Below are 24518 nucleotides of genomic sequence, written 5' to 3'. Positions count from 1 at the left end.
CAAAGCGACAAGAGTATGTGAGCGCATAATTAGAATTAAAAAAATTACTTTTTACTTTTTGATCTTATTCAAAGATGGCTATAAAGAAATTCGCGGTAGCAGCGTATGACGACGAAGCGGTACTGTTCCCTGCAGTAGAGAAAGTGCGCAAGAGCGGGTACAAGATGCACGACATATATACCCCCTTTGCGGTGCACGGCCTTGATGTGGCCATGGGCCATAAGGAAACAGACCTGCACATTGCCGGCTTCATATATGGTATATGCGGTACGTCTACAGCAGTAGGTTTCATTTCATGGATATTCACCTCTGACTGGCCGATAGTATATGGCGGTAAGCCACACTTCGCCCTGCCGGCATGGATACCCATCACCTTCGAGCTTACGGTGCTTTTCGCAGCGGTAGGTATGACACTTACCTTCTGCTACCTGAACCAGATAATGCCGGGTGTAAAGAAACACGTCTTCCATCCGCGCCAGAGCGATGACCTGTTCGTGATGGCCATAGAGCTGAACGACCATACATCGGAGGCCGAAGTGATGAACTTCCTGAGGGGCACAGGCGCCAAGGAAGTATACACACAGACCGCAGAGGACGGCTGGTGGTATGGCCGCTGGGACAAGAAAGAAGAGTATGAGGCCCTGAACGCAGGTTATTAATAAGGGATGAGGCAGCCCTACTGCCAATGAATTTTGACATTTGAATTTTTGATATTTCTATATGAATAAGATAAAAAGCATAGTGATCACGGGCCTGGCGGTAACTGTTGGCCTTGTGTCATGCGACTCGGGTGATATGCGCCGTACTCCCGGCCATGTGTATGTTCCGGACATGACCTACTCGCGCGCGTATGATGCTTATACGTCTAACCCCAATTTTGAGGATGGGCTTACAAGCCGCAGGCCGGTAGCGGGCACCATAGCGCGTGGCCACGAGCTGCCAGACCACCTGGCAGAGGGTGATACCAATGCTTACAAGACCTTCAATACCGCACTTCGCTTCAACGATGCTGATATGGCGGAAGGCAAGCGCCTCTTCAATATATACTGCGGTATATGCCATGGTACCAACCTGGATGGCCAGGGCCCGCTGTTCACGAGCGGCAAGTTCGCCTCGATGCCTGCCAACCTGAAGGATGCTAAATACCTGCACATGCCCGCCGGGCAGATGTATGCAGCAGTGAAGTATGGCAAGAACATGATGGGCTCTTACGCATCGCAGCTGGATATAAAGCAGCGCTGGATGGTGATAGCCTATATAAAGAAAGTACAGTCTGAGAACGGTGGCGATGCATATACATATGCCGCCGCACCGGCCGGACAGGCAGAAGTAGCCGCAGTAGCTACCACAGCAGCAGCAGAGGCAGCCCCCGCAACCGGGCAGGAGCCGGCCGCAGCTACGCACGAATAATGGTGATACAAAGAGAAGCTTAGAAACAATAGTACAAGAATTCTAATAAAAGAAGTAACAATGAATGATCGTTTTGTGGTACCCGCACGCTTGAAGACCACCAGCATTGCGCTGATAGCGATAGGCGTGATAACACTGATAATAGGAGCTATATCACTGAGCCATAGCGATCCGGAAAGGGCGCGTTTCTGGCTCGTACTGCTACAGGACAGTATCTTCTTCACGCTTATAACTACGGTGAGCGTGTTCATACAGGCGGCAGTATCGCTGGCGCAGGGCGCATGGATAGTATCCTTCCGCCGTGTACCCGAGGCCATAGGCGCCAATGTGTGGATATTCGGCAGCATAGCTGTGGTAGTGCTCTTCATGATAGCTTTCGGTTTTACCGACAGCCATGGTACTAATATCATCTACCCATGGACCACCCCTCATGGCGATAAGATAATCCTCGGCAAATCTGCGTTCCTGAACAAGGGTATGTTCGCAATGTTCACCCTGGTAGCAGTAGGCCTGTGGTCTTTCTTCGGCATCAAGTTCCGCAACATGTCTCTGGCGCAGGACAAGGCTCCCAAGAACGATACCAAGATATACTGGAAGGTGTTCCGTCTGTCTGGCGTGTTCCTGTTGGTATATGCCCTTACGCAGATGAGCACCATACCCTGGCTGTGGATCATGAGCATCGACGCACACTGGTTCTCTACCCTCTTCAGCTGGTATACTTTCGCAAGCGCGTTCGTAAGCGGTATGTCGCTGATAATGCTGTGGATCGTTTACCTGAAGAACCAGGGCAACCTGACAATGGTGACCACAGAGCATATGCATGACGTAGGTAAGTTCATGTTCGCGTTCAGTATCTTCTGGACATACCTGTGGTTCTCTCAGTACATGCTGATATGGTATGCCAACATACCCGAAGAGACCACCTACTTCAAGATGCGCCAGCAGGGCCCTTACAGCATCATATTCTATGCCAACTTCATCATCAACTTCGTGATGCCGATACTGATACTGATGGCACGCCCCAGCAAGCGCAACTACTTCACAGTGACGTTCATGGCCCTGGTGATCATCTTCGGCCACTGGCTGGACTACTACCAGATGGTGATGCCCGGCCCGCTGAAAGCCAACTGGCACATCAGCTGGTACGAGATAGGTATCTTCATGGGCTTTGTGGGCATACTCATCTTCGCTGTGTCTCGCACACTGGCAAAAGAGTCGCTGATAGCGCACAACAACCTGCTGGTGAAAGAGACCGCGGTACACATAGCATAAACTTTAGTAAGGAAACAGGAGAAATAAAAATATTAATTAGTAAATACAAGCTGAACGACCATGTCGGGATTTATAATAACAACATTAGTCATCCTGGTATTTGTGATCATATACCAGATAGGTAAAGCAAGTGAACATGCGACGATACTGCGTGGCGAAAAAAAGGTGAACGCCCAGGTGAACAGGGCCATCGCCTTGCTGCTGGTAGCGGTCTTCCTGCTGGGTGTGTGGGGCATATGGGCATGTCACCAGTACTTCAAAGATCTGATGCTGCCTGTGGCCGCTTGTAAAACAGGTGAGAACTACGATAGCATGTTCAATGTGACCGTTGTTGTGACCGGCATAGTGTTCTTCCTTACACAGGCAGTGCTTTTCTGGTTCTGCTACAAATACCAGTCTTCCGACAGGCGTACTTCCTTTTACTTCCCTCACAGTAACAAACTGGAGATAATATGGACCACCATACCGGCGCTGGCAATGGCCGTACTGGTAGCGATAGGTCTGAAGAACTGGCTGACAGTGACATCTGACGCACCTGTGAACGCAACTGTTGTAGAGATAGTTGGTAAGCAGTTCAACTGGATAGTTCGCTACCCCGGTAAGGACAATATACTGGGCAAAAGAGATTTCCGTAAGATAAACGATGCGAACAACGTACTGGGTCTTGACTGGGCCGACCCCCGTAACCATGATGACATCCTTTCTCTGAACGGTGAGATGCACTTGGTGGTGGGCAAGCCTGTAAAGCTGATCATCAACTCTCGCGATGTGATACATGATGTGGGTCTGCCTCATTTCCGTCTGAAGATGGATGCCGTACCGGGTATCACCACTACACTGTGGTTCACCCCCAGCATCACAAGCGACTCTATGAAGATCATTACCAAGAACCCGAACTTCGTATACGAGATAGCGTGCGACCAGCTTTGCGGCCGCGGCCACTATGCGATGCGCGGTACCATAATAGTAGAGACCCAGGAGCAGCACGATAAGTGGCTGGCCACCCAGCAGTCTTACTATGCCGGCAATAATCCCGAGGCTACAACACCAGCGGCCGATACTACTGCACCTGCAGCCGACACTACTAAAAAAATAACGATGAAATAATTAGGTCTTGCGAGACCTGCAAATAAAAAGTGCAACAATGAATCACGAAGGGATCATACACGAAGGAGCTCATTCTACGGCCCATGGACACGATAGCGCAGGTGGACATCATCACGCACATGAGCATCATGAACAGCATTTTATCTGGAAGTACATATTCAGCCAGGATCATAAGATCATAGGCAAGCAGTTCCTTATCACCGGTATCATATGGGCCATTATCGGCGCGTTGTTCTCGGTACTCTTCCGTCTGCAGCTCGGTTTCCCCGACAGCACTTTCCCTATAATGGAGAAGCTGCTGGGCGAGTGGGCCAAGGGCGGCAAGCTGTCGCCTGAATTCTACTATGCACTGGTAACGATGCACGGTACCATACTGGTGTTCTTCGTACTTACGGCCGGTCTTAGCGGCACATTCGCGAATATCCTCATTCCTCTGCAGATAGGCGCCCGCGATATGGCATCTCCCTTCATGAACATGCTTTCTTACTGGTTCTTCTTCCTGGCCAGTGTGATAATGATGGTATCTCTGTTCGTAGAAACAGGCCCCGCATCAGGTGGCTGGACAACTTACCCTCCGCTGAGTGCGCTTAAAGAAGCTTCTCTGGGTTCGGGTATAGGTATGGACCTGTGGCTGCTGGGTATGTCTTTCTTCGTTATTTCGTCGCTGCTGGGTGGCCTTAACTATATCTCTACCGTACTGAACATGCGTACCAAAGGTATGACCATGACGCGTCTGCCACTTACTATATGGGCACTGCTGTTCACCGCTGTTCTGGGTGTGCTTTCGTTCCCTGTACTGTTCTCCGGCGTTGTGCTGCTCATATTCGACCGCAACTTCGGTACCAGTTTCTACCTGTCAGAGATATTCATAGGTGGTAAGGCCCTGCCACACATAGGTGGTTCTGCGATACTGTACCAGCACCTGTTCTGGTTCCTGGGTCACCCAGAGGTGTACATCATCATGCTTCCGGGCATGGGTATGGCATCAGAGGTTCTTTCTACCCATAGCCGCAAGCCTATCTTTGGTTACTTTGCGATGGTGATATCTATGATAGGCATCACGCTGCTGGCCTTCGTGGTATGGGCGCACCACATGTTCGTAACAGGTATGAGCCCCTTCCTCGGTTCTATCTTCGTACTGCTGACGCTGCTTATCGCCGTACCTTCTGCGGTAAAGGTGTTCAACTGGATCACAACGATATGGCGTGGTAACCTCAAGTTCACTACCCCAATGCTGTTCGCTCTTGGTTTCGTATCGCTCTTCATATCGGGTGGTCTTACGGGTATCTTCCTTGGTAACTCTGCCATAGACATACACCTGCACGATACTTATTTCGTTATCGCGCACTTCCATATAGTGATGGGTGTGTCGGCATTCTTCGGCATGTTCGCCGGTGTATACCACTGGTTCCCCAAGATGTTCGGCCGCTTTATGAACAATACACTGGGTTATATACACTTCTTTATTACGTTCATAGGCGCTTACCTCATCTTCTGGCCAATGCACTACGAAGGTATCGCAGGTATGCCCCGCCGTTACTACGATTACTCTGCATGGGAATCATTCAAGCACTTCCAGAGCATCAACGGTTTCATAAGCATTGCCGCTACCGTAGTGTTCCTGGCGCAGCTGCTGTTCGTGTTCAACTTCATAGTGAGCATATTCCGCGGCCGCAAGGTGACCGTTCTTAACCCATGGGGTTCTACTACACTGGAGTGGACCACGCCTATCAATCCCGGTCATGGTAACTGGGAAGGCGAGATACCTGAAGTTCACCGCTGGCCATATGACTACAAGGATGATGGCAATGGTAACGACTTCATACCTCAGACAACTCCGTTGAGGCCTGGTGAAGAATCGCACTAAAAACGACCTTCAATAGCATAAAAAAAGACCATCTCATTGAGATGGTCTTTTTTGTTCAGTAATAGTGCTTTTAGCTAGTGAGAATGTATGTGTCTACGTCTTTTTTGGTGATGACCTTATCGGACAGGATGATGAGGCGCTCTACGACGTTGCGGAGCTCGCGGATATTGCCCGTCCAGTTGTGCTCCTGTAGGGCATTAATGGCTTCAGGCTCTATTTCTTTTATGGGTTGCTTGTATTCGTCGCAGATGTCTTTGAGGAAGTGGGTGATGAGGGCAGGTATATCATCGCGGCGGGTATTGAGGGATGGCACCTGTATGAGGATGACACTGAGACGATGGTAGAGATCGAGGCGGAACTTTTTGGCATCTACTTCTTCCATCAGGTTCTTGTTGGTGGCGGCCAGTACACGCACATCTACCTTTATCTCTTTTTCGCCGCCTACGCGGGTTATCTTACCTTCCTGCAGGGCGCGCAGCATCTTGGCCTGGGCATCGAGGTGCATATCGCCTATCTCATCCAGGAAGAGGGTGCCGCCATTGGCCTGTTCGAACTTGCCTATGCGCTGCTTGATGGCCGATGTAAAGGAACCTTTCTCATGGCCGAACAACTCACTCTCTATGAGTTCTGAAGGTATGGCAGCGCAGTTGACCTCGATAATAGGGCCTGCAGAGCGATTGCTGAGCTCGTGTATGCGGCGGGCCACCAGTTCTTTACCCACACCATTCTCGCCGGTTATGAGCACGCGCGCATCGGTAGGGGCTACCTTGGCTATGGTGTCCTGTATACGCATCATGGGTTCGCTGGCGCCTATCATCTCGAAGCCGCGCGATATGCGTTTGCGGAGCTGCTTGGTCTCGGCAACGAGAGAGCGCTTGTCCATGGCATTGCGAATGGTGATGAGCAGGCGATTGAGGTCCGGAGGTTTGGAGATGTAGTCGTAGGCACCTTTTTTCACGGCATCTACGGCGGTCTCTATGGTACCGTGGCCCGATATGACTATAAAAGGAGTATCGGGGCGCTCTTGCTTGGCGGCCTGGAGCACTTCCATGCCGTCCATCTTGGGCATTTTCACATCGCAGAGGATGCAGTCGTAATTGTTCTCTTTTATTTTTTTGAGTCCTTCGGCGCCATCGGCGGCCTCATCGACGGTGAAGCCTTCGAAGGTGAGTATCTCGCCAAGTACTTTGCGGATGGACCTTTCGTCGTCTATCACCAATATGTTCTGAGCCATAGATCGTTATGCTGTGTTCGTGCATTGCAATTTATGGAAAATGCGGGGAATGCACCAGCTATTCTATTGGCCCAGCGGCTGGGCAAGACCAATGAGCAGGCCGTGCGGCCCGCGGATGTAGCAGAGGCGATACATGTCCTGGTACTGAACCACCTCGCCGACAAGGGTAGCGCCCTGCTTTATAAGCCGGGTGAGCATTTCGTCGATATCTTTTACCGCGAACATGATGCGCAGGTAGCCCAGCGAGTTGACCGGTGCATTGGTATGATCGGAAACGGTGGATGGTGTGAGGAATTGGGAAAGCTCGAGACGGCTGTGACCATCGGGGGTCACCATCATGGCTATCTCTACACGCTGACCGGGCAGACCAGTGACGCGACCGGCCCATTCGCCCTCTATAATGGCGCGCCCTTCGAGCGTGAGGCCAAGCTCTGTGAAAAAAGAAATGCTCTCATCGAGGGATGCTACCACGATGCTAACGTTATCCATTCTCAATAGTTGGTTCTGTATCATAGTGATGTGTTTGTATCAAAGGTCGGGATGTTTGGGGATCGTTCTGATGTGTTTTCGCAGATCAGAGACCACGCCGAGCGGCGTGTAGCTTATCAAGAGAAACAGATACAGATATCGTTGTGCCTTTACTTGCTTGCGTATCCAATACATAGGTGCCACCTATAGACTCTATGCGCTGCTTCATGTTTCGCAGGCCGGCCCCGGAGTTTTTTGTCCGGCCCAGGTCTATGCCTTTGCCATTATCGGCGATGGTGATGTGCAGTGCCTGTTCGTCAATGACAACTGTGATATGTATGCTGGTAGCACCGGCATGTTTCACCACATTGTTTATCGCTTCCTTTACGGTAAAGAACAGGTTGCGCTGTGCCTCGTGCGATATGCGCGTGGGTGGGCATACGGACGGGAATATGAGCACGGGCTCGAGGCCCATGCCATCGAGGTAGTCGGCGCAGTATTCCCGCATACGCGACACCAGGTTGTCGAGCGTGGTGTTCTCGGGGTTCAATACCCATATCAGATCATGCATGTTATCTACCAGGTCTTTGGATATGGCAGATATCTGGCGCACATCGTGCAGTACAGTAGTATCGCCGACCTTGCGCGCCGCCAGGCCGGCAGTAAGTGATATCTTTGACAGGCCGGAGCCCAGGTCGTCATGCATATCTTTTGCTATACGCATCCGTTCGTTGAATTCGGCATTTCTCACGGCCTGCTCTTTTAGCTGTGCCTGCCGTATCTGCTGCCTGTTGTACAGCAGGTAGGCTACTATTATCAGTAGTACCATTATGCCTATCACGGCCAGCATCTTGTACCTTGTTCTTTCCAGCTGGGCTATCTGCTTTTCTTTTTTTTCGGTCTCGTACTTGGTCTGTATCTCGGCTAGCTGCCCCGAGCGCTCTATGCTCGCAAGGCTATCGTGCATAGAGGTATACACTTTGTACAGTTCGTAGCCTTTCTTATGATCACCTTTTCGTGCATAATTGCTGGCAAGGCTTTCAATGGCTTCCATCTCCAGCTCGGGTGAGCCTATTTCTTTTGCTATACCTATAGCCTTTTCTATAAGGGGAATGGCTTTATCGGTCTCGCCTTTCATTTCGTATACATTGCCCATGTTCACAAGGTTGGCGGCTATCATGAACTTATCTCCCAGCTTTTCGCTGATGGCAAGGGAGCGCCGGTAGCAGTCTATAGAGCGGTCGTGGTCTTTAAGGAATTTGTATACGATACCGAGGTTATTGTACAGAATGGCTATCCTGTCTTCCTGCCCCATTGCCAGGTATAGCTGCAGGGCTTTGCTGTATTGCTCCAGCGCATGCGGATAGTCTTTCTGCTGTTGCTCATACATTACACCCTTGTTGTTAGCTATATCGGCCAGTGTAGGGGTGTCATTGATGGCGGTGGCTAGCTTTTCGGCCTCGTTATACTTAACGATGGCCTTGCTGAAATCTTTGGTATCGGCATACATCGACCCTATGTTCTTGGTGGTGCGGGCTATGCTGCGCTTATCGTTTATCTGCTCGGCAAGGGTTATGGAGGTCTGATAGCACCGTAAGGCCTCGGCCTGCTTGCCCAGGTAATTGTAGTTGTTGCCGAAATTGTTATAGATAACGGCCATTGTCTTTTTATCCTTTTCTTTCTCTGCTATTACCAGGCGTGCCTGTAGAATGGCGATGGACCGCTCATAATCGCCCTTGTTATACAGGTCTATAGCATGGGCAAGCATTGTATCCTGCTGCCCCAGTAATGACAGAGGAAATAAGAAAAAGGAAACAATGAATATGAAAAAATGTTTCACATAGTAATGATACAAAATTTTGATGAACGTGCTTGTTTATGCACGGGGAAGATGATCGGTGTTTCCGTGCGTTAGAAACGTACTGCCGTTGCATCCTCGTCACAGACGAGGACGAGTGGTATGGCCTACGGCAAACGGGGATGAGGACGGGTAGAGGTAAAACAAGAACAGCCTGCTAAATGCAGGCTGTCCGGTATCAAAAGATATAAGTGTTAATTGGTCTTAGAGCGACAGGTCGGCATTATCGGCAGAGGGGGCCTGTGGGGCAGGCTGCTGTTCTGCGGTCTCGGTGCTGTTGTCGTTGCTGCGGGGTTCGCGCTGTGGGCGGTCGCCACGGTTGCGGTCACGGTCGCCGCCACCACGGCGGTCGTCGCGACGGTCTCCGCGGTCGCCACCATTGCGGCGGTCACCACGATCGCCACGGTCACCGCGATCTCCTTCGCGGCGCTCGCGCTTTTCGGGCTCTACATAGCCTTCGGGTTTGGGCATCAGTACTTTGCGGCTCAGGCGCAGCTTACCGGTCTTGGGGTCGGTACCGGTGAGCTGTATCTTCACGGTATCGCCCTCTTTGAGCACACCATCGAGTGTCTCGAGGCGTTTCCAGCTTACTTCGCTTATATGCAGCAGGCCCTGCTTGCCGGGCATGAACTCTACGAACGCGCCGAAAGGCATAATGCTCTTCACGGTACCCTCGTAGGTAGCGCCTATCTCGGGTATGGCCACTATGGCGCGTATCATACCGAGGGCCTTGTCTACGCTGGCCTGGTCGGTAGCGAATATCTTGATGACACCTTCGTTGCCTACTTCCTCTATATTGATCTTGGTGTTGGTCTCGCGCTGCATCTCCTGTATTATCTTGCCGCCGGGGCCTATCACCGCGCCTATGAACTCGCGGTCGATAGTGAGCTGCGTGATGCGTGGTGCATGTGGCTTCAGGTCGGCACGGGGCGCCTCGATGGTAGTGTACATGGCATCCAGTATGTGCAGGCGGCCGCGGCGTGCCTGCTCCAGAGCCTGCATCATTATCTCCATGCTCAGGCCATCTACCTTTATGTCCATCTGTATACCGCAGATACCATCGCGGGTACCTGTTACCTTGAAGTCCATATCGCCCAGGTGGTCCTCATCGCCGAGTATGTCAGTGAGTACCGCGAACCTGTTGTTCTCGCCGGAAATGAGGCCCATGGCCACACCGCTAACGTGCTTGGGGAAGGGTATACCGGCATCCATAAGGGCCAGCGAGCCGGCACATACGGTAGCCATAGAAGAAGAGCCGTTAGACTCCAGGATATCGGAAACCACGCGTACTGTGTATGGGTAGTCGGCAGGCATCATCTGCTTCAGAGAGCGCATGGCCAGGTTGCCATGGCCTACCTCGCGACGGCTCTGGCCGCGCATCATCTTCACCTCGCCGGTAGAGAAGGGAGGGAAGTTGTAGTGCAGCATGAACTTCATGTAGTCGGACGTCTGCGCGGTCTCCAGCAGCAGCTCGTCATCCACGGTACCAAGGGTAACTGTGGTGAGCGACTGGGTCTCGCCACGGGTGAAGAGCGAAGAGCCGTGCGGTGATGGTAGCGGATCGACCTCGATAGTGAGGGGGCGCACATCTTCGAGGCCGCGGCCATCGAGGCGTACACGCTCGTCGAGCATCATATCGCGGATCACTTTCTTCTCCAGGTCGTGGAAGTAGTGGCCTGTGAGGGCAGCATCTTCGGGTGTGAGATCGCCTTCGGCTATGGTCGCTTCGAACTCGCTGCGGATGGCCTTGAAGGCATCGCCGCGCTCGTGCTTGCCCAGGGCGCTCTTTGCCACATCATATATCTTTTTGGTAGCGAACTCGGCTATGCGGTGCTCCAGTGCAGGCGCAGTGTGCGGCTTGGTGTATTCGCGTTTGGCGGTGACACCTGCCTTATCGCGCAGCTGCAGCTGCAGCTGTACCTGGGCGCGGATGGCCTCGTGCGCTACTTCTATAGCTTTTATAAGGCCTGCCTCTTCACATTCCTTGCCTTCGCCTTCCACCATCATGATGTTCTTTTCGGTGGCGGCTACTATGATGTTGATATCGGCCTCGGGTATCTGGCTGCGGTTGGGGTTCACAACGTACTCGCCGTTGATGCGGGCAACGCGAACCTCTGATATAACCTCCTGTATGGGCACATCGCTAACGGCAAGTGCTGCAGAAGCGGCGAGGCAGGCAAGCGAATCGGGCATCACTTCCGGATCGGAAGAAACGAGCGATACGAGTACCTGCACCTCGCAATAGTAATCATCGGGGAAAAGGGGACGCAGGGCGCGGTCTATGAGGCGAGAGGTGAGTATCTCGTAGTCGTTGAGACGGGCCTCGCGCTTGAAGAAAGAGCCGGGTATGCGGCCCGCAGATGCGAACTTCTCCTGGTAATCTACAGTGAGGGGGAAGAACGACTGACCGGGTTTGGGGTCTTTATTGGCCACTACGGTGGCCAGTATCATACAGTTGCCCTGGCGCACTACAACGGCACCATCGGCCTGGCGTGCCATGCGGCCTGTTTCTATGGTTATTTCACGACCGTCGGCAGAACGCAGCGATACGGTAATGGGATTTGGGATCATACATCTAGCGTATTAAATGGTTAATTCAAAAGCCGAATACCATGGCTTCGGAACGGCACGAAAGTGCCAGAGTGTTCTGAAAACTATGGTATAAGGGGGATGGTCTTAAAAAAACAATTCCCAACTCTAAGTAAGTTGGGAATAGCTTTGGCCGGAGCTTACTTACGCAGCCCGAGCTTCTCTATCAGTGCGCGATAAGACTGGAGGTTGTTATCGCTAAGGTATTGCAGCAAGCGCTTGCGGCGACCTACCATCTGCATGAGGCCACGGTTGCTTGAGAAGTCTTTTTTGTTGGTCTTCAGGTGGGCAGAGATGTGCTGTATGCGCTCTGTGAGCATAGCTATCTGAGCCTCTATAGAACCTGTGTTGGTGGCGCTACCGCCGTGAGTTTTGAAGATGTTCGCTTTTTTTTCCGCTGTAAAATGAGACATTTTGTATCAAAGTTTAAATAGAATATACACTTTTTCAGGCGGCAAAGATATGTAAATATTGTGAAAAAAGTAGAATTTTCTTTTAGGGGCAATAAGAATAAGGGACCGGTGACCGGCCCTGAGCTGGGGAGGAATATATGCCCGAATGGTACAAAGGTAACGAACGGACGGAATGCGATGCGGGAAGTTGTCCACAGGGTGGTGGAAAACAAGTATTGGCATAGAAATGGTCACATGCCTCTATATGTGCGCCATTGTGTGAACATCTTACCCGCAGGGGTAGCAGTATCGTAGCGCCCGGCGGCCAGGTTCTGCATAACGGCGGGCGCCTGCCACAGGTCGTAAACGGTGATGTGCCTGTATCTGCCCACCAGCCGGGTAGTGTAGGGGGCATAGGCAGGATGGTGTATATAGCTGCTATCGAGCAGTACCATGTAGCGTACGCCATTGGCCACGGCATAGTGTACATCGAACCGGCCGGGGTTGAAAAGATCGGAGGTATAGCCGCAGAGGCCCAGTGCGGCAAGCGAGATATTGGGCGAGCCATCGGGCACAGATAGTACCCTGTCGGTAGGGCAGAGGCCTAATCGCGACAGGTGAGCGCCTGCCTCGTATATGACATCGATATCGGGATAGCCGAGATCGGCCTGGCGGCACTGCTGTATGTACTGGTTGTAATATATGCTGCCCACCATGCAGGTGATCAGTGTAAGCGATACCACATGAGACGCATAGGGTGGTAGATGCATGACCGCTATGCGGCAATAATATTCTGAGACCGTGATACAGAGGAACACGGCAGGGATGGAGAAGAGAAGCTGATAATAATCATGCACATAGAACGCCTTGAACCAAAGCACCGAGTATGCCAGCGATAGCAATATGAGCATAAGGGTGAACCTGCGCAGGAACGGATGCAACTGCGACCACCGAATGATGTAGAACACCAGCATACCTGCCAGCAGCAATAGCAGGGCGGTATGGTGAAAGACCTGCGGGCCAAGCTTTATGATGCGATACCAAAGGGTAGCCAGTATCTCTCTACCTGTCATATGCCATATGGGGTAGATGCCCTGCAGGTTGATATCGTTATCGTAACGAAGGTTGTAATAGTGCACAAAGAGATACCACGAAAGTGCCGCAGCCGATATGATACTTACACTGACCCATACGGGCCATCGCGGCCGGTAGCTACCGGCCGGTGATATGGTATGCATGCTGGTGATAAATGCCAGCCAAACAATACCACCATCGGTAGGCTTTAGCAGGACGGTGAGCGTGAACAGGGTGGTGGCTGCGATGAGGTGCAGTATAGACCGTGTGTACCCGTAGCGCAGCATGTAGTAAAGACCTGCGAACGATAGCGAGATAGCGGGCACATTGGGCAGGTAATTGACCGCATAGAAGAAGAAACAGGGCGATGTGGCCAGGATAATAATGGGGAAGAGGGAAACGATAACATCTTTTATCCATAGGCGTATGCACAGGAAGAGGTAGACGAGCCCTATAGCATAGCACAGTACCGTGAGCCCGCGCACCACCCAGAAATGGAAGCCCAGTAATTGGCACAGCTTTGCCGATATGTAGTAGAGTATAGGGAACTCGCTCACCACGCGGCCATCTTTGCCTATGAGGTTGAAGCAGGCCGGGGAGAAGAAACCGCTATCATCGCGATAATAGCGCAGGGTATAGGCAAGGCAGTCGCTCTGGCGAAAGATGTGGATGGAGGACGGATGGAGACGGACCAGAAGCAGACCGTCGGCAGCAATGAAAAGGAACATAAGAGCGCATAGCAGCATAAGCACAGGACGGGCCTGCAAGTGCCTGATGAACAACATATTAGTAGGGTTATAGGTGGGTTTAATAATAGATAACAAATATGATGCCATATTCTTTTTGCTACCTGATAAAGAGCAAAGTATACGACCGCTATGCAAGGGGAAAGAGCATACATGCAGAATGGAGGCAGCAGGAGAATTTAAGGAAAACCATAACAGGGCGGTGCGGGGATATATAGTGCGATGTTCGTAACTTATGCAGTAAAAGGCCATCGCCATTGCTCGCCCGCCTACTGCACATACCGACCCTATTGCTGCTACTATGGCTGTGCATGCGCGCCACCGCAACGTATGGGCAGGCCGTGCCGATGGATGACAGTGCCGCGCACAGGCACGAGGAAAGGAAAAAATTCATCAACAACATCTTTCAGCAGGCGTATAACTCTATACGCCGCACACCCAGCTCGGGGCCCGAAGAGAGCTACCTGAACGTAAGGAGCGAGCAGGCCTATATGCCCTACCAGGGAAAGATGATACGCCATATAGAGATAGTGCCGGTGAACTTCGACCGCTCGTTCCGCGATACAGCCGCGCGGGACAGGAGCCTGGCCGCAAGGGTGGGCAACCGGCTGCATATAAGCACACGAAAGTTCGTGATACGCAACAACCTGTTCATAAGAGAGAACACACCTGTGAACGCCTATATGGTGGCGGATAATGAACGCTTCATACGCGGTCAGGAGTATATGAACGATGCGCGCATCATCATAGACAGCATACCGGGAAACCCCGACTCGGTAGATGTGCGGGTATATACGAAAGACCTCTTCAGTATAGGTGGCGGCATGGCGGCCAATGGACTGGAGCGCATAAATGCCGACCTGTACGATGCCAACTTGGCGGGCATGGGCCAGCGGCTGAGCCTGAACGGCCTGTACGACAAGAACCGTGAGCCGCAATGGGGCTATGGCGGCTACTACCGCAAGAACAATGTAGGCCATACCTACATAGATGCCACGGTGGGGCATAGTGTGATGAACGTGAACCCGTACACACGAACGGAGGAAACAGTGAACTATTTGACGCTGGACAGGCGGCTGGTATCGCCCTATTCGCGCTTTGCGGGGGGGCTGACACTGGGAGAGCACAAGGCGTATAACCTGTATGGGCGGCCTGACAGTATCTTTTATGCGTATAGCTACCACGAGGCTGATGGCTGGGCAGGCTATAGCGTGGGAATAAACAAGCTGACGGCCACGAACAACAATATACGCGACCGCCGTTTCCTGGCCATAAGGATGTACCAGCGCGATATGACGAATGTGCCGGCACGGATAGGGGAGAACTTTCACCCGGTATTCAATAGCTCCAGAGCGGCGCTGGCGCAGTTCACATTCTTCCGGCAGGATTTTTACAAGACGCAGTATATATACGGCTTCGGTACTACGGAGGATCTGCCGTATGGCTACAACTTTGCCCTGACAACGGGCCTGCATGAGCAGCTGGACCTGAGGCGGCCGTATGCGGGGGCCAATGCCACATGGTATACATCTACCGGCTGGGGAGACTTTCTGAAAGTGTACCTGAAGGCAGGCGGCTTTATGCACAGGGGTAGTGTGCAGGATGGCAGCATACTGCTGGGGGCTACATCGTACAGCCCTATGCTGTTCTGGGGTGGTACGCGCATACGCCAGTATGTGAACCTGAGCTATACACACCTGTGGAACAGGGTGACCTATGCGCCGCTATACATAAACAACTACTATGGGTTGCGGGGTTTTCTCTCAGACTCGGCATATGGTACGCGCAGACTGAGCCTGCAACTGGAGACGGCATTCTACCTGAAGTACAAGCTGCTGGGTTTCAGGTTCGCGCCCTTTCCGTGGGCAGACCTGACACTGATAACACCCGAGAACGCAGCCTATAGGAAGACAGCGCTATACAGTGCGCTGGGCGGCGGTATACGCACGCGCAATGAGAACCTGGTATTTGAGACCATAGAGGTGCGGGCCTACTTCTTCCCTGTGGCGCCGCCGGGTATGAGGGGCTTTAAAGTGATAGCGAACACCAACATACGATTCCGCTACAGGAACAACTATATAACCGCGCCCGATGTGGTGCAACTGAACCAGGAGTAGCCTCTCCCCGGCCCTCTCCCGAGGAGAGGGAGGTGTGGTGTGGTGGGAATGCAGATGGCATTTCGCGAGGTTGCCACAGCCTGCGCTACCGCACAGGGCCTTGCCGCAGGCTTCGCAATGACCTGCATTTTTTGGTTCTTTACCCTGTGTTCTTTACATGGGAATGTCTACACGGATCTGCTTGGAGAAGGCGCGGCCCGAGGCATCTTTGCCATCTATCTTCCACATTACAGAGCGGAGCTCTCCGTGGAGGGGCTTCTGGTTCACAGAGCGCACCTTGCGCACATCGTTCAGCATATCCTGCATGCGGCGGTGGCTCACGCGGCGGCGGCGTGCGGCCTTCTGCACGGCACTGCGGATATCTTCGTTATCGGCATCGTAGAACTGTATGGAGCGCTCATCGAGGCCGGCTATCTTGTATGTATTGCCGGAGCCCTTCACGGTCTCCCAGCGAGATGTGATGGAGAGTGCGTCGAGCGGTATATCACCTATATCGCTCTTCATCATCACTACCGACTGGTAGCGTTGCGATACTTTGGTAACAGTGCCCGATATGGTGATGGTAGCGCCATTGATGTTGCCATTGGTAAGCGTATATACTGCACCATTGGCATTCTGCAAATTCTTGTTGCCGGACTGTTTTACCTCCAGGCCGGGTACCACTATGGTCACATCGCGGAACTCGGCACGCAGGCCGGGGCCAGATGGTAAGGCCGAAGGTGCCGGTTGCTGTTGCTGCGCTGCTGCGGGCTGCGAGGTGGCCGCAGGGGTGTCGGCAGGTTTTGGCTCCTCGGGGTCTTGCGAGGGTGGTATGACGGGGTTGAGGTCGGCAACGAGGTCTTTGAGCTGCTGCGGATCGCTTTCGGTAACTATGGTAGAGGGGTCGCCCATGACTATGGGGCCGCTGGCTGCGGGCTTGTCATCGCTGCAGGCAGCAAGGAGCATGCTGATGCACGCTGCCATCGCTATATGTCTCCACCGGTAGTGCATAGTGTGTTTCTGTGACGAATGTACTGAAAAGTAAGATAGTGAGAGCCGTATCAGTAACCTGCCAGTTTTTGCACGGCGGCATCGAGGCGGCTGCTGGCCATGAAATTCTGTTCCAGCTCTATGGCGAAAGGCACGGGCGTATCGAGGCTGGCGCAGCGCACTATGGGTGCATCGAGGGCCTCGAAACAGTTCTCGGCTATCCATGCGGCCAGCTCGCCGCCCAGGCCGCCGAAGAGGGTATCCTCGTGCAGGAGCAGCACCTTGCCCGTGCGAAGCACAGAAGCACGGATGGCATCGTGGTCGAGCGGGAGAAGGGTGCGGAGATCGAGTATATCGAAAGACATATCGGGATGCGCAGCAGCATAGGCCGTGGCCCAATGCACACCCATACCATAGGTGATGATGCTGATATCGCTACCGGTGGCCACCTGGCGGGCCTTGCCTATAGGGGTAGTATAATACTCCTCTGGTACAAGGCCGCTGATGCCGCGGTACATACCCTTGTGCTCGAAGAACATAACGGGATTGGGGTCTTGTATGGCCGCATTTATGAGGCCCTTGGCATCGGCAGGGGTAGAAGGGTATACCACCTTGAGGCCGGGCACATGGGTGAACCATGCCTCTGTGCTCTGGGAGTGGAAAGGACCCGCACCTACGCCGCCGCCTGTAGGCATACGAATGACCACATCGGCATTCTGGCCCCACCGGTAGTGTATCTTGGCAAGGTTGTTCACTATCTGGTTGAAGCCGACGGTAACGAAGTCGGAGAACTGCATCTCCATCATAGACTTCTGGCCCTTGATGGAGAGGCCAAGCGCTGTGCCTACTATGGCGCTTTCGCAGAGCGGGGTATTGCGCACACGCTCTTTGCCGAAGGCGCTGACGAAACCTTCTGTGACCTTGAACGCACCACCGTATTCGGCTATATCCTGGCCCATGAGCACGAGGCCGGGATAGCGCTCCATGCTTTGCTTCAGGCCTTCGCTGAGGGCCTGTATGAACTTCTTCTCCACACCCTGTGAGTGCGGGGCTACAGGTGCCTCTGTAACAGGTGCATACACATCGGCAAGTTCTTCGGTGGTATCGGGGGTGATGGGGGGCGCCTCGAAGCCGCGGGCAAGACCTTCCTCTATTTCCTTCTGAATGCCCTCGCGCACGGCGGCTATCTTCTCATCTGTGAGCAGGCCTTCGGTCCTCAGGAACTCTTCGTAATTGGCAACGGGATCTTTTTTGCCCCACTCTTCAAAGAGCTCTTTGGGTACATACTTCACGCCGCTGGCCTCTTCGTGGCCGCGCATGCGGAAGGTCATACACTCTATGAGGATGGGCTTCTGTTCTTTGATGCAGTACTGCCGGGCTTTCTCTATCTCGCTGTATACCTCCAGTATGTTATTGCCATCGATGGTGATGCCGCGCATGCCATAACCTATGGCCCTGTCGGCAAGCTGCTCGCATACGAACTGCTCATTGACGGGGGTAGACAGGCCATAGCCATTGTTCTCTATGATGAATATAACGGGCAGACCCCATACGGCGGCCACATTGAGCGCCTCGTGGAAGTCACCCTCAGAGGTACCGCCATCGCCGCTGAAAGCCACAGATACTTTTTCTTCCTTCCGTAGTTTGTGGGCCAGCGCCACACCATCGGCTATGGCAAGCTGAGGGCCGAGGTGGCTGATCATGCCGCAGATATGATATTCATTGGCGCCGAAGTGGAAGGAGCGCTCACGGCCCTTGCTGAAGCCGTCCTTGCGGCCCTGCCACTGTTTGAACAGCTTGTCGAACGGCATCTTGCGCACGGTGAACACACCGAGATTGCGGTGAAGGGGCATGACATACTCATCGGCATCGAGGGCCATGGTAGCACCTACGGCTATGGCCTCCTGCCCTATACCACTGAACCATTTGCTGATGCGGCCCTGGCGCAGGAGCACAAGCATTTTTTCCTCTATCATGCGGGGGCGCAGCAGCTCGGTATACAGTTGCAGCAGCAGGTCGTCAGACAGGCCCTTACGGTCGAATAGCATATCCCTTATTTTGCGTGCAAAAGTAAGGCGGTATAATGTAAGATCGGCCTAAATTTGGACGAATATCATATACCATATTTCCTTCTGCTTATGAAAAAATACCTTGCAGGTGTGCTGACGCTGATGGTATGCAGCAGCTTTATCTCGTTCCGGCTCACAGATGACGGCAACGGCAGGCAGGAACTACGCCTGTATCCCATAGCTGCAGATGGGGCTACCTATGTGCTGCGCGAGTACCAGCAACTGCACCATAAAGTGCGGCAGGAGGCCGACGGCACAAGCTATGGCATAGTGGACGAATACCTGGTGAGAGAGACGGCCATAGTGCATGCAGAGCGCAAGCGGATGACCCAGCTATATGTGCAGAAGAGCGATAGCGTACTGGAAGAGACACACTACTATGGCAGCAGGGTGAGCGAGGTACGGAAAGGCAAAGGGCCTTTTGCCACCACCACCCTGTACCTCAATGATAGCCTGAGGATGGAGACCACCTACTACAGCAACGGGCTGCTGAACCGGTGCAAAGTAATGAATAGCCGCAGGCAGAAATGGGAAGAGATAATGGAATGGGACCCACAGAACCAGACCTGCTGGACAGGAGTGGAGCAGAACGTACCCGTATACGATACCGACATTATCTATACCGAGAATGAGGAGACCTTGCGGATAAAGGTGACGGATACACGTCAAAGGACCGGCCTATGGAAAAAGTATGACAGGCAGGGCACCGTGACGGATAGTATGATGTATGACGAGCGCAGAAGCCGCTGATGCGCAGCGTTACCTTATGTAGCAGCTTGCATCGCTATTGACATAGGATGATATGTATGTACCGTGGGCGTAGCAGGCATTGCGGGCCTCTGTTTCGGCTCCCTTCACGAGACTCTCTGTAACGATGGCACCACCATACCTGTCGGTATAGCGACAAACGCAGGTATAGCTCCGGCGGGTGCAGGAAACAGCTATAACGGCTACCAATGCTACGGCACATATCATCGTCAGGAGTTTCATATCATTTGTTTTGGATGGGGTAAATTTAAGCAAAGATGGCAAAAAATACTACCCTCTGTCATCGGTAAAGCCGATGCGCATGTGCGAACCGTCGCAATAGGGTTTATTGGCAGAGGCTCCGCAGCGGCAGAAGGCCGTGACCTTGCTTTTGACCACCTCGTTGCCGGCACTGTCCTTTACCCGCAGGTTGCCGTATACCATAAGGGGGCCATTCTTCAGTACCTCTACAGATGTGGAGCTATCCTGTATGGTACCATCAGGTGTGGCGGTATGGGCGTTCTGTATGTAGCTGAGGGCGCCCGAAGGGCATTTTTTCACCTGCTCTATGATGCGTTCGGTATCGGCGCCTTCTATGTTTATCCATGGGCGGGCGCGGGGATTGAAGACCTTTATGAGCCCCTTCCAGCATATGGTGGAGTGGATGCACTGTGCGGGTTTCCAGATGACGGTGAGACCATCGCGGGTGTAGTGTTTTATCTGCTCTTCCATAGCCGGGGACTTTTGTTACTGTACTGCCAATGTACTATTTATTCTGCATAACGGCCCCTCGTTATCTCCTCCCCTTGGGGGAGGCCGGGAGGGGCTTTTATGCAGGTCATTACATATGCATGGGCACTTCAAAGACGAGGATATCGGCATCGGTAGTGGCCTCTATATCAAAAGAGCCGGCATCGGTGATGCCGAGGGCATCGCGGCGGCCCAGACGCTGGCCCTCTACCGTGGCATTGCCACTGACCACGAACACATAGGCGCCATGGCCGGAGGTGTGCAAGGTATGAGAAAGGCTATTGCCTGCCTGCAGGGAGGTGCGGTATATCCATGCCTGCTGGTGCATCTTGAGACCTTCGTCCTCATTATCTATAGGCGATACCAGCAGTTGCAGCTTGTTCTGCCTGTCGGCGGGGTCGAACGCGCGCTGGTCGTAACGGGGCTGCACGCTGCGCTTGCTGGGAAATATCCATGTCTGGAAGAGGCTGACGGGCTTGTTCTTATCGGGGTTGTACTCGCTGTGGTACACACCTGTGCCTGCGCTCATCACCTGCACTTCGCCTGCGGCTATCTGTTCGGCATGGCCCATATTGTCTTTATGCTCCAATGCGCCATCCAGTATTATGGTTATTATCTCCATATTGTCGTGCGGGTGCATACCGAAGCCCTTGCCACCGGCCACAGTATCGTCGTTGAGGACGCGGAGTGCGCCAAAGTGGATCTTGGAGGGATCGTACCAGCCAGCAAAGCTGAAAGAGTGGTATGCATTGAGCCAGCCGTGGTCGGCATGGCCGCGTTCGTTGGCCGGGTGAAATACTGTCTGTGCCATAATGATATCCTTTTGTTTTTAAAAATAGATGTACATACATGTATTCAAAGGCTGTGCCAGCTATTTTATATGACAAAGTTGCAGATAAATGAGCAATATAGGCATGTGGGAGTAGGAAGGGATGCCTTTTCGGCCATTTGTGGTAATTGGGAGAAATGCGTTTTGTCCATTTTGTGGACTTTGTGTCCGCGGGGTGGATGTTTGGCATGCCGTGCTAAAATTCAATCGTTTGATTTTCAGTGTTTTGTGTTTCTGGCACAGCGTTGGTTATATACCTGTCAAACCTACCTGCGGCAGGCAGGCAAACAAACAAAAACACTAACAAACAAACAAAAACGAACTACAATGAAAAACATCTTCAAGTCTCTCGCTCTCGCTACTGTTGCACTGGTATCTTTCTCTAACAGCTCTTTCGCACAGGCCACTGCTACTGCTTCTGCATCAGCTAACATCATCACTCCGATATCTATCGTTAAGACAGTAGATATGAACTTCGGTAACGTGGCCGTGTCTGCAACTATAGCCGGTACTGCTGTACTGGCCCCTGCAGGTACCCGCACTACAGGCGGTGCAGGTGGTGTTACCCTGCCTGCTACTACAGGTACTGTAGCTGCTGCCAGCTTCACGGTATCGGGCCAGGGTGGTTATACTTACGCAATAACTCTTCCGGTATCATGTGTTATCACTGATGGTGCTACACACAACATGACCGTTGACAACTTTACAAGCTCACCCTCTGCTACAGGTACCCTGAGCGCAGGCGGTACTGAGACCCTGAACGTAGGCGCTACACTGAACGTAGCTGCCGGCCAGGCATCTGGTCTGTACACCAACGCTACCGGTGTACCCGTAACAGTGAACTACAACTAATAAGAATATTAAGAATTGGGGAGGAAACAGTGATATAGTTTGGTGTAAGCGCCTCCGGAAACGGAGGCGCTTTTTGTTATGGTATAACGCAGATGCAGCGCACCGCATATAGTGCACTACACCTGCTACCGATAGGGTCGCTACTTCTCCTCTTGTACAAAGCGGCCGGCGCATGCTGGAACGGTGCTGTACCGACTTCTGCGCCACCGCTTCTATATTATAAGACGTAACCGTCGCTATGGTCCTTGGGTGCATCACCATATTTTTTATAACACTGTTCTTCCTACGCTCTTCACAGTACTATGAAACTGTTGCCTATCATCATTTTCAGCAGTAGGGCATACAGCACCAGCCCTATGCCTATGCCCATGATGCATGCGACAACACGGATGAGCCAAAGCAAAGAACGATGTTGCCCTTTATAATGTTTCCGTGCTATCGCGGTGCCATACGTTGTAAGTACAACAGCGGGAATTATGACGAACAGCAACAGTAGAAATACGAGAACCAGCATAATGATACATTACTTTACACCCCAGGCAATACATCGATACCGGAAAGGCTTCCTATAAAGAATAATAGCCATAGCCCTATCACTGCCACCGTTATTACCACAGGCACTGCCCAGCGTATCTCTTCACCACACTTTTCCTGTATCACCGAGCTGATATAGACCGAGAATAAGATACTGGCAAGAACTGCCAGCAGCAGCAAAAAGAGGATATCCATAAAATGTTGTGTTCGTAAAAATGTAAAAGAGAATTATGTAGGCCCCACAAAGCCCGACCCCATGCCCGAGAATGTTTCTTCTACCAGCAGCATTACCAGGTAAACGCCTGTACCCATCCCTATAAGGAATGCCACAGAAGGCAAGAGCCACAACATGAACCGGTACCGCCTGCTGAAGTATCTCATTGCCAGCCAGCTCGCACACCTTACAGCAACGATCATAGGGAGGATCAGAAGCAGCAATATCAGGAGAAGAAACATCAGTATCATTTTTAACAGTATACCGTTATAAATGCTGAACATTGTTCGTACATAGGGTCGGCCAGGCCAAAGCCACGTTCCACAGGACCTGAGAACATGAGGTTACAGGCCCACTATCCCACCTGCGCGCTGCGCATCGTTCGTGCCTGTATCTACCTGTTCGCCGCGCCTGAATGTGCGCCCGAAGTAAGCGTACAGTATATACATCCATGTACCGAAAAGCAGGCTCACTGCCCAGCATTCCTTGTTGCGGTAGGGGTGTATCACATGATGCAGCATATCTGTGCATAGGCTCACGGGGTCGGCTACTATATCCCAGCTGTTCCACCGCAGGTAGCGGCCTATGTATATGCCGTAGCCACACAGCACGAACAAGCCGCGCAGTACCCACCGCATAAAACGCGCCTCTATCCGGGCCGACAGGAAACGCTCTACCTGCCGCAGCGATGCGAAGCCCATAGCTATGCCCGTTATAGCTGCCGACACCAGTATCAGCAGGTCGTACCACAGTGGCACGTTCTGCCGCTGCTTCAGATGGAACAGGTCTGTAACTATGTACATGGAATTGGGAAAGAACAGCAGCCACAGCGAGAACAGTGCCACGGCCCTTACGCCCCGCACCACGCCCTCGTTGAGCTTGTAGGCAAAGTACACGGGTACAAAGGCAAGGAAGAGGTTCCATGGTATGAAGAAGAACCTGAGCGAAGAGGTATAGAACATTCTGCCCGCCAGCATGGCGGCAGTGAAGAGCAGGGCCGGTATCAGCCAGTTATATTTTGCAATGAAGCGCATACTATATGGGTCTATCAGAAAAAGAAAACAATGATACCTATCACCACGCTCACACCTGCGGCCATCATCACGGCCGCTGCCATCACATCCTTTACCAACTTTATGGCCGGGTGAAATCTGTTGCCGCACACATGGTCGCACAGCCGTTCCATGCCTGTGTTCACCGCCTCTGTTATCCATACCAGGCCTATGGCTATCACTATGGCCACCCACTGCATGGGGCCTATGTGCCGCACTATGCCCGCTGCCACCACAGCCACGGTGGCTATGGTGTGCAGCACGGCATTGGGCTCGTTTCGCAGCAATTGGTACAGGCCGTTGATGGCAAAGGTGAAGCTCTTTGCGCGTGCCATCGGGCTTAATGATCTGTTCTGTTGCATACTCTG

General features: G+C 52.6%; 23 protein-coding genes. 8 read left to right on the top strand and 15 right to left on the bottom strand.

Features of this window, described 5'->3' with window-relative positions; translation table 11 throughout:
* Positions 1 to 74: 74 nt before the first annotated feature.
* From ABD843_RS08110 to ABD843_RS08090, 5 genes are all read left to right on the top strand, one after another.
* Positions 75 to 659: a DUF3341 domain-containing protein gene (locus ABD843_RS08110; RefSeq protein WP_345081240.1), complete on the top strand. Its 585-nt coding sequence runs from the start codon at positions 75 to 77 to the stop codon at positions 657 to 659.
* Between the two features lie 61 nt (positions 660 to 720).
* On the top strand, positions 721 to 1410 hold the full coding sequence (locus ABD843_RS08105) for a c-type cytochrome (protein WP_345081237.1): 690 nt from the start codon (positions 721 to 723) through the stop codon (positions 1408 to 1410).
* Between the two features lie 60 nt (positions 1411 to 1470).
* Positions 1471 to 2682 (top strand): quinol:cytochrome C oxidoreductase, encoded by a 1212-nt coding sequence (locus ABD843_RS08100; RefSeq protein WP_345081234.1) that lies wholly within the window; start codon positions 1471 to 1473, stop codon positions 2680 to 2682.
* Between the two features lie 60 nt (positions 2683 to 2742).
* Positions 2743 to 3789, top strand: a complete 1047-nt coding sequence (locus ABD843_RS08095) for a cytochrome c oxidase subunit II (RefSeq protein WP_345081231.1) — start codon at positions 2743 to 2745, stop codon at positions 3787 to 3789.
* A 37-nt stretch (positions 3790 to 3826) separates the two neighbouring features.
* Complete coding sequence (locus tag ABD843_RS08090; RefSeq protein ID WP_345081228.1) at positions 3827 to 5656, top strand: cytochrome c oxidase subunit I; 1830 nt, start codon at positions 3827 to 3829, stop codon at positions 5654 to 5656.
* A gap of 70 nt (positions 5657 to 5726) precedes the next feature.
* On the opposite strand, the gene ABD843_RS08085 is transcribed toward ABD843_RS08090, so the two are convergent.
* The 6 genes from ABD843_RS08085 to ABD843_RS08060 form a co-directional block, all read right to left on the bottom strand.
* Complete coding sequence (locus ABD843_RS08085; protein WP_345081225.1) at positions 5727 to 6890, bottom strand: sigma-54-dependent transcriptional regulator; 1164 nt, start codon at positions 6888 to 6890, stop codon at positions 5727 to 5729.
* A 63-nt stretch (positions 6891 to 6953) separates the two neighbouring features.
* The gene (locus tag ABD843_RS08080; RefSeq protein WP_345081222.1) at positions 6954 to 7403 is read right to left on the bottom strand and encodes a VOC family protein; all 450 of its coding nucleotides are present in this window, start codon (positions 7401 to 7403) and stop codon (positions 6954 to 6956) included.
* A gap of 61 nt (positions 7404 to 7464) precedes the next feature.
* A complete protein-coding gene (locus ABD843_RS08075) occupies positions 7465 to 9126 on the bottom strand; it encodes an ATP-binding protein (RefSeq protein WP_345081219.1) in 1662 nt (553 codons plus the stop codon).
* Between the two features lie 294 nt (positions 9127 to 9420).
* Entirely contained in the window at positions 9421 to 11787 is a 2367-nt protein-coding gene (gene pnp, locus ABD843_RS08070; RefSeq protein ID WP_345081216.1) for a polyribonucleotide nucleotidyltransferase, read from the bottom strand.
* 158 nt (positions 11788 to 11945) lie between these two features.
* Positions 11946 to 12218, bottom strand: coding sequence for a 30S ribosomal protein S15 (gene rpsO / locus ABD843_RS08065; RefSeq protein ID WP_345081213.1), 273 nt, complete (start codon positions 12216 to 12218; stop codon positions 11946 to 11948).
* Positions 12219 to 12448: 230 nt separating this feature from the next.
* On the bottom strand, positions 12449 to 14056 hold the full coding sequence (locus ABD843_RS08060; RefSeq protein ID WP_345081210.1) for a glycosyltransferase family 39 protein: 1608 nt from the start codon (positions 14054 to 14056) through the stop codon (positions 12449 to 12451).
* A 272-nt stretch (positions 14057 to 14328) separates the two neighbouring features.
* Between ABD843_RS08060 and ABD843_RS08055 the strand changes: the two genes are divergently transcribed.
* Entirely contained in the window at positions 14329 to 16134 is a 1806-nt protein-coding gene (locus ABD843_RS08055; RefSeq protein ID WP_345081207.1) for a BamA/TamA family outer membrane protein, read from the top strand.
* Positions 16135 to 16287: 153 nt separating this feature from the next.
* On the opposite strand, the gene ABD843_RS08050 is transcribed toward ABD843_RS08055, so the two are convergent.
* Together ABD843_RS08050 and ABD843_RS08045 are read right to left on the bottom strand one after the other, a co-directional pair.
* The gene (locus tag ABD843_RS08050) at positions 16288 to 17097 is read right to left on the bottom strand and encodes a hypothetical protein (protein WP_345081204.1); all 810 of its coding nucleotides are present in this window, start codon (positions 17095 to 17097) and stop codon (positions 16288 to 16290) included.
* A gap of 77 nt (positions 17098 to 17174) precedes the next feature.
* Entirely contained in the window at positions 17175 to 19151 is a 1977-nt protein-coding gene (locus ABD843_RS08045) for an alpha-ketoacid dehydrogenase subunit alpha/beta (protein WP_345081201.1), read from the bottom strand.
* 90 nt (positions 19152 to 19241) lie between these two features.
* Between ABD843_RS08045 and ABD843_RS08040 the strand changes: the two genes are divergently transcribed.
* A complete protein-coding gene (locus ABD843_RS08040; protein WP_345081199.1) occupies positions 19242 to 19922 on the top strand; it encodes a hypothetical protein in 681 nt (226 codons plus the stop codon).
* Between the two features lie 9 nt (positions 19923 to 19931).
* Here the strand turns inward: ABD843_RS08040 and ABD843_RS08035 are convergent, their stop codons facing one another.
* The 3 genes from ABD843_RS08035 to ABD843_RS08025 all read right to left on the bottom strand — a co-directional run bounded on the left by ABD843_RS08035 (position 19932) and on the right by ABD843_RS08025 (position 21480).
* Entirely contained in the window at positions 19932 to 20162 is a 231-nt protein-coding gene (locus ABD843_RS08035; RefSeq protein WP_345081197.1) for a hypothetical protein, read from the bottom strand.
* Between the two features lie 48 nt (positions 20163 to 20210).
* On the bottom strand, positions 20211 to 20651 hold the full coding sequence (locus ABD843_RS08030; RefSeq protein WP_345081194.1) for a (4Fe-4S)-binding protein: 441 nt from the start codon (positions 20649 to 20651) through the stop codon (positions 20211 to 20213).
* Between the two features lie 109 nt (positions 20652 to 20760).
* Positions 20761 to 21480 carry a pirin family protein gene (locus tag ABD843_RS08025; protein WP_345081191.1) on the bottom strand — a complete coding sequence of 240 codons (720 nt, stop codon included), beginning with the start codon at positions 21478 to 21480 and terminating at the stop codon, positions 20761 to 20763.
* Between the two features lie 345 nt (positions 21481 to 21825).
* On the opposite strand from ABD843_RS08025, the gene ABD843_RS08020 reads away from it, so the two are divergent.
* A complete protein-coding gene (locus ABD843_RS08020) occupies positions 21826 to 22350 on the top strand; it encodes a DUF4402 domain-containing protein (RefSeq protein WP_345081188.1) in 525 nt (174 codons plus the stop codon).
* Positions 22351 to 22878: 528 nt separating this feature from the next.
* On the opposite strand, the gene ABD843_RS08015 is transcribed toward ABD843_RS08020, so the two are convergent.
* The 4 genes from ABD843_RS08015 to ABD843_RS08000 form a co-directional block, all read right to left on the bottom strand.
* On the bottom strand, positions 22879 to 23079 hold the full coding sequence (locus tag ABD843_RS08015) for a hypothetical protein (RefSeq protein WP_345081185.1): 201 nt from the start codon (positions 23077 to 23079) through the stop codon (positions 22879 to 22881).
* Positions 23080 to 23112: 33 nt separating this feature from the next.
* The gene (locus tag ABD843_RS08010) at positions 23113 to 23265 is read right to left on the bottom strand and encodes a hypothetical protein (protein WP_345081182.1); all 153 of its coding nucleotides are present in this window, start codon (positions 23263 to 23265) and stop codon (positions 23113 to 23115) included.
* 177 nt (positions 23266 to 23442) lie between these two features.
* Positions 23443 to 24132: a DUF1361 domain-containing protein gene (locus ABD843_RS08005; protein ID WP_345081179.1), complete on the bottom strand. Its 690-nt coding sequence runs from the start codon at positions 24130 to 24132 to the stop codon at positions 23443 to 23445.
* Between the two features lie 14 nt (positions 24133 to 24146).
* Complete coding sequence (locus ABD843_RS08000) at positions 24147 to 24485, bottom strand: diacylglycerol kinase family protein (protein WP_345081176.1); 339 nt, start codon at positions 24483 to 24485, stop codon at positions 24147 to 24149.
* Positions 24486 to 24518: the final 33 nt, after the last annotated feature.

Source organism: Nemorincola caseinilytica (assembly GCF_039540515.1).
In the GTDB taxonomy this organism is placed as follows: domain Bacteria; phylum Bacteroidota; class Bacteroidia; order Chitinophagales; family Chitinophagaceae; genus Nemorincola; species Nemorincola caseinilytica.
Note: the sequence above shows the minus strand (reverse complement) of the source record. Positions and strands in the feature narration are given on the sequence as shown.

Coding starts and splice junctions, on each gene's coding strand:
- ABD843_RS08110 (WP_345081240.1), top strand. CDS start 75: ATGGCTATAAAGAAATTCGCGGTAGCAGCGTATGACGACGAAGCGGTA.
- ABD843_RS08105 (WP_345081237.1), top strand. CDS start 721: ATGAATAAGATAAAAAGCATAGTGATCACGGGCCTGGCGGTAACTGTT.
- ABD843_RS08100 (WP_345081234.1), top strand. CDS start 1,471: ATGAATGATCGTTTTGTGGTACCCGCACGCTTGAAGACCACCAGCATT.
- ABD843_RS08095 (WP_345081231.1), top strand. CDS start 2,743: ATGTCGGGATTTATAATAACAACATTAGTCATCCTGGTATTTGTGATC.
- ABD843_RS08090 (WP_345081228.1), top strand. CDS start 3,827: ATGAATCACGAAGGGATCATACACGAAGGAGCTCATTCTACGGCCCAT.
- ABD843_RS08085 (WP_345081225.1), bottom strand. CDS start 6,890: ATGGCTCAGAACATATTGGTGATAGACGACGAAAGGTCCATCCGCAAA.
- ABD843_RS08080 (WP_345081222.1), bottom strand. CDS start 7,403: ATGATACAGAACCAACTATTGAGAATGGATAACGTTAGCATCGTGGTA.
- ABD843_RS08075 (WP_345081219.1), bottom strand. CDS start 9,126: ATGCTTGCCCATGCTATAGACCTGTATAACAAGGGCGATTATGAGCGG.
- pnp (WP_345081216.1), bottom strand. CDS start 11,787: ATGATCCCAAATCCCATTACCGTATCGCTGCGTTCTGCCGACGGTCGT.
- rpsO (WP_345081213.1), bottom strand. CDS start 12,218: ATGTCTCATTTTACAGCGGAAAAAAAAGCGAACATCTTCAAAACTCAC.
- ABD843_RS08060 (WP_345081210.1), bottom strand. CDS start 14,056: ATGTTGTTCATCAGGCACTTGCAGGCCCGTCCTGTGCTTATGCTGCTA.
- ABD843_RS08055 (WP_345081207.1), top strand. CDS start 14,329: ATGCGCGCCACCGCAACGTATGGGCAGGCCGTGCCGATGGATGACAGT.
- ABD843_RS08050 (WP_345081204.1), bottom strand. CDS start 17,097: ATGGCAGCGTGCATCAGCATGCTCCTTGCTGCCTGCAGCGATGACAAG.
- ABD843_RS08045 (WP_345081201.1), bottom strand. CDS start 19,151: ATGCTATTCGACCGTAAGGGCCTGTCTGACGACCTGCTGCTGCAACTG.
- ABD843_RS08040 (WP_345081199.1), top strand. CDS start 19,242: ATGAAAAAATACCTTGCAGGTGTGCTGACGCTGATGGTATGCAGCAGC.
- ABD843_RS08035 (WP_345081197.1), bottom strand. CDS start 20,162: ATGAAACTCCTGACGATGATATGTGCCGTAGCATTGGTAGCCGTTATA.
- ABD843_RS08030 (WP_345081194.1), bottom strand. CDS start 20,651: ATGGAAGAGCAGATAAAACACTACACCCGCGATGGTCTCACCGTCATC.
- ABD843_RS08025 (WP_345081191.1), bottom strand. CDS start 21,480: ATGGCACAGACAGTATTTCACCCGGCCAACGAACGCGGCCATGCCGAC.
- ABD843_RS08020 (WP_345081188.1), top strand. CDS start 21,826: ATGAAAAACATCTTCAAGTCTCTCGCTCTCGCTACTGTTGCACTGGTA.
- ABD843_RS08015 (WP_345081185.1), bottom strand. CDS start 23,079: ATGGATATCCTCTTTTTGCTGCTGCTGGCAGTTCTTGCCAGTATCTTA.
- ABD843_RS08010 (WP_345081182.1), bottom strand. CDS start 23,265: ATGAGATACTTCAGCAGGCGGTACCGGTTCATGTTGTGGCTCTTGCCT.
- ABD843_RS08005 (WP_345081179.1), bottom strand. CDS start 24,132: ATGCGCTTCATTGCAAAATATAACTGGCTGATACCGGCCCTGCTCTTC.
- ABD843_RS08000 (WP_345081176.1), bottom strand. CDS start 24,485: ATGGCACGCGCAAAGAGCTTCACCTTTGCCATCAACGGCCTGTACCAA.